The organism is Trinickia symbiotica, assembly GCF_002934455.1.
Classification (GTDB): Bacteria; Pseudomonadota; Gammaproteobacteria; order Burkholderiales; family Burkholderiaceae; genus Trinickia; species Trinickia symbiotica.
In genome coordinates this window covers 1-4,247 of record NZ_PTIR01000050.1, presented here as the reverse complement: position 1 = coordinate 4,247, position 4,247 = coordinate 1, and the positions used below count along the sequence as shown (strand labels likewise).

Annotated in this window: 4 protein-coding genes and 1 rRNA gene; 4 read left to right on the top strand and 1 reads right to left on the bottom strand. The window is 60.8% G+C overall.

Annotated features, from left to right (window positions below; translation table 11 throughout):
• The 3 genes from rrf to B0G57_RS30580 all read left to right on the top strand — a co-directional run.
• A 5S ribosomal RNA gene (gene rrf / locus B0G57_RS32520) occupies positions 1-91 on the top strand; the annotation flags it as partial.
• Between the two features lie 207 nt (positions 92-298).
• Positions 299-565, top strand: a complete 267-nt coding sequence (locus B0G57_RS30585; protein WP_018443319.1) for a VF_A0006 family four-cysteine protein — start codon at positions 299-301, stop codon at positions 563-565.
• A 229-nt stretch (positions 566-794) separates the two neighbouring features.
• A complete protein-coding gene (locus tag B0G57_RS30580; protein WP_020566506.1) occupies positions 795-2,261 on the top strand; it encodes an alkaline phosphatase family protein in 1,467 nt (488 codons plus the stop codon).
• 50 nt (positions 2,262-2,311) lie between these two features.
• On the opposite strand, the gene B0G57_RS30575 is transcribed toward B0G57_RS30580, so the two are convergent.
• Entirely contained in the window at positions 2,312-3,493 is a 1,182-nt protein-coding gene (locus B0G57_RS30575) for a metallophosphoesterase (RefSeq protein WP_018443321.1), read from the bottom strand.
• A gap of 255 nt (positions 3,494-3,748) precedes the next feature.
• Between B0G57_RS30575 and B0G57_RS30570 the strand changes: the two genes are divergently transcribed.
• Positions 3,749-4,087, top strand: coding sequence for a hypothetical protein (locus B0G57_RS30570; protein ID WP_026230159.1), 339 nt, complete (start codon positions 3,749-3,751; stop codon positions 4,085-4,087).
• Positions 4,088-4,247: the final 160 nt, after the last annotated feature.

The following is a 4,247-nucleotide window of genomic DNA, read 5'->3' as shown; positions in this document are numbered from 1 at the left end:
TACCACCCCTTCCCATCCCGAACAGGACCGTGAAACGACTCCACGCCGATGATAGTGCGGATCCCCGTGTGAAAGTAGGTAATCGTCAGGCTCCCCAACCCCATCAAACCCCCGCCAGCTCTCGCTCGCGGGGGTTTGTGTTTTGGGGCGTCGTTCAACGCACACCACGACACGAATAGCCGTTGGGAAAAGTCCTGATTTCAGCGTCGATCGAGAATTGCATAAGGGCCCCGCGCTAGACTGGGTCCCAGTCAGCTCTCGGAGACTTACGTTGCGTAAAGTATTTTTGGTCGTCGCGATGTTGTCGCTGCCCTCTGTCGCCGCCGCATACGCCGGCAACTCCGCCTACGATCAGTGCGTGCTGCAATCGCTGCGCGATAGTTGGAACAGCGCGGCATCCATGTTGATACAACAGTCCTGCGACACGCTATACCGCAATGGCGCGCTGCTGTTACCCCGTGAGCGCGCGTTCCACGAGTGCATGATTCAAGCGCTGCCGGGAGTCAGAGATGACTTCGCGATTCAGCAAATTTCCGCGATTTGCCGTCGGCGTGGCGCGATGTGACGTCAGCAGCGCGAGGCTCGATTTAGCAGCCGTCCTATTCGCGTCGGCTCCGCACCTTGGGGAGCCGCCTATTTGCATCCTCTCGCGGCGAGCGGAATGATTTTTGCGCCCCCTTCCCGTGCCGACAGCGGAAATATCCTTCGCTGCCGGGCCGTTTGCGGTCGATTCCGGTGTAGCCGGTCGCCAGCGCCGCACGACGGCTAGCTGACCGGCTGAATGGAGCAAAGAGATGAACAATGTCTCAGCGCATCGCGGTTTCGATCGCCGCAGCTTCCTTGCCGGTATGGCCGCAATGGCCGGTGGCATCGTGCTTCCGGGCTGCGGAGGCAGCAAGCAGAACACGCCGAACGGTAGCGCGCCCGCTCCTTCGATCGGCGACGTGCCGTCGCCCAATGCAGGTGACCGCTACAGTCTGCCGCGGCCGTCGCTCCCCGATCCTGCCTCTTCGAACGTCGACTTCGTCGTCCTCGTGACAATGGAGAATCGCTCGTTCGACCATTTTGTTGGATGGGTGAGCGGAGCTGAGGGAATGCCGGCCAACCTGCAATACAACGACGCATTCGGCAGCCCGCAAACGCCGTTTCTGCTTTCGGCGAATCCGTCATATGGCTACCAGGCGTGCGGGCATGCGCAGCCGGACCACTCATATCAAGGCGCGCGAACTCAGCTTGCATCGGGCGCGATGAATGGCTGGCTCCTCACGCCCGACACGAACAAGACGCGTGGCGATCTCTACCCGATCGGGTTCTACGGTCAGTCCGACCTCGATTTCTTCCGCGGCGAAGCAAGCAGCTATACGGTCTGCGATTTCTATTTCAGCGGACTCCTAGGCCCTACGTTCCCGAACCGCATCTACCTCCATAGCGGTGCAACCGATCGCCTGACCGACAGTACGGACAAGTGCACGTTGCCGACGATCTGGGATCGCTTTGCCGATGTCAAAGTCAGCGCGAAGTACTACTTCAATGACGTGCCGATGGTTGCGCTCTATGGCGACCGATACGTCGGCATCTCACGATTGTTCTCCGACTTCCTTTCCGACGCCAAGGCCGGAACGTTGCCTTCGTTCTGCATGGTCGATCCGAGCTTCATCGGCGAGGACGAAGGCACGGCCGACGACGACCACCCCTTTGCCGATATCCGCAATGGTGAGGTGCTCTTGGGGCAGATCTACGATGCATTACGCACAGGACCGAACTGGAACCGTACGTTGATGATTATCGTCTACGACGAATACGGCGGATTTTTTGAGCACGTGGTCCCGCCCATCCGGCCCATCAGCAACGCCGAGCTGGCGCTCGGCAACGACGGACGGCTCGGCTTTCGTGTCCCGTGCGCATTGCTCGGCCCACGCGTTGCGGCGGGCACGGTCTCGCGATATCCGTTCGATCCAAGCTCGATCCACGCACTGCTGCAATGGCGCTTCGGGCTGCAGCCGCTAGGCGTCCGCGGTAGCGATCCGGCGACTCTCAACCTTGCTTGCGCGCTCGAGTTCGGCGCCTTGCCCCGCTCGGACGCGCCTCCCATCGCTGTGACGCAGGGCACATTCGGCGGATTGTGCGCGGGAGCGACGCAGCCCTCGTCATCGAGCTCGCCGTCAGCGATCGACAAAACGCAGTCGGCCGTCGGCGCGATGCCCGGTAGCATGGTCGAGTTGCGAGCAAGGGCCGATACTCTCGGGTTCCCAAAGCCGTAGCAAAGGTCTCCTCGCATAGACTCCCGGTGTCTTTCTCTGAGCGCGGGGCTCTAAGCCGTTTGAGCAAGCGATATCGCCGGCTCGGCCACGAGCCGGATACGCGTGATTTCGGAAGGCGCCCCTAACCGCTTGGGCGGTCCCCAGTAACCCGTTCCGCGACTCGTATAAACCCAGAGATTATCGATCCGTGCAAGACCCGCGGTGAACGGCTGCTGCAATCGTACAAAGAAGTTCCATGGGAAGAACTGCCCTCCGTGCGTATGTCCGGACAACTGCAACGTATAGCCGAGATCCGCGGCGGCTAACGCCGTGCGCGGTTGATGCGCAAGCAGAAGCTTGACGCAGGCTTGCTCGGGTGCGTTCTCGATGGCGGCCGCCGGATCGCTGCGATGCGTCCCATTCAAATGTCCCGTCGAATAGTCGGTCACGCCCGCGACGACGAATGGCGTTTCGTTGTGCTTCAAGACGACATGTTCGTTCAGCAGGACTTTTAAGCCCATACGCCGGAACTCGGCAATCCACTCGTCGGCACCCGAGTAGTACTCGTGGTTGCCCGTTACCAGGTAAGCGCCATACCGCGCGCGCAGACTCGCCAGCGGCTGCGCATGCTCGGCAAGCTGCTCGACGCTGCCGTCGACTACGTCGCCGGTAATCGCCACGAGATCGGGCTCGAGGCGATTGACCTCATCGACGATCGCCTGAACATAGCGTTGCTTAATCGTCGGTCCCACATGAATATCGCTGATCTGCACGATGGTGAGGCCGTCGAGCGAGGCAGGAAGATCGGCGATCGGCACTTCGATGGTCACGACCTTTGCGCGTCGCCGCGCATTAACGAAGCCAATCGCGGTGGACAGCAGCGCCAGCGCAGGCACTGCGACGGCCGTGTCGATGCGCCACCTGTCGAGCGATATCGTTCGAGGCAACAGTGTGTCGACGGTCAGCAGCGATGCAATCGTGAGGTCGCGCACGATCGTGATGACGAGCAGCGACGAAAAGAAGCCCATCGCAAGAAGGCCGACCCACGCAAGCCTGTCGGCAAGCGGTTGGCGCTCGAGACGACGAGCGAGCATGCCCAGCGGAATCAAAAAGCACGACAACACGAGCCATATCGCGGCGAGCATCTTGACGGGCAGGCCGATCGGCCATTCGGGGATGAGCCGGAACCCGACGTAGACGTGCAGCAAGACCCCGATAACGATCACGCGGACTAAGAAAGAGGAGCGGCGCATAGAGGGCAGGGGAACTACGCAGTGACAACCGCGCGTTGCCGCCGAAACATATCAATGGGACTTGAATTGTACAGACGGCATCCGTTGTTTGCCGGTCGCGCCCCGGGCTCGGTGGAACCAGTTTCATCGCGGGCTACGCACTGTGCGTGCGCGGAATTCTTTGTCCTGCGCGTCGATCTAACGATCGATGGTTGGAGACGCATTCGTGATTCGAATCCAGCGTGGCTGTCAGCCGCGCCCGGGAGGAGGCGAATGATGAAAATCAACAAATTGCCGCATTGGATGCATACGCCGCATCGCCCGCATCCGCCGCACCACCTGGGCTACGAGGGTAGCCATGTCAGGTTGCCGCTCGTCGGGCTTTCCGCCATGGCCGTCGGCCTTTACTACCTCGTGCGCCACACCGACTTGCTCGACATCAGCCGCACTACCTTGTTCTACGTCGCAATGGTGTTCGTTGCGCTGGGGATTGCGGGGCTTTTCGGGGTGGTGGGCGCTTGGCTGCGCTACGGCGCCGACGAGGAAAGCGAAGGGTTTTGCTTCATCGGTGCGCTGATCGGCGCGGTGGTCTTTTACATCGCGCTATTCGCATAGTTCGGGTCCTTTTGGGCATCGCGCTATCTTCGCTCGAAGCGTTCCAAGTCGAGAAAGGTTGCCTCTCTGTCTGGCGACAATTACTTTTGCCGGTGGCGACAACTAGATTTGCCGGTGTTCGGCGGCTGACCTGCTGAGGTCGCGGCCGTCGCTATCATGC

What these genes read in the sequence shown, in the direction of transcription:
- B0G57_RS30585 (WP_018443319.1), top strand. Translation starts at nt 299, where the DNA reads ATGTTGTCGCTGCCCTCTGTCGCCGCCGCATACGCCGGCAACTCCGCC.
- B0G57_RS30580 (WP_020566506.1), top strand. Translation starts at nt 795, where the DNA reads ATGAACAATGTCTCAGCGCATCGCGGTTTCGATCGCCGCAGCTTCCTT.
- B0G57_RS30575 (WP_018443321.1), bottom strand. Translation starts at nt 3,493, where the DNA reads ATGCGCCGCTCCTCTTTCTTAGTCCGCGTGATCGTTATCGGGGTCTTG.
- B0G57_RS30570 (WP_026230159.1), top strand. Translation starts at nt 3,749, where the DNA reads ATGAAAATCAACAAATTGCCGCATTGGATGCATACGCCGCATCGCCCG.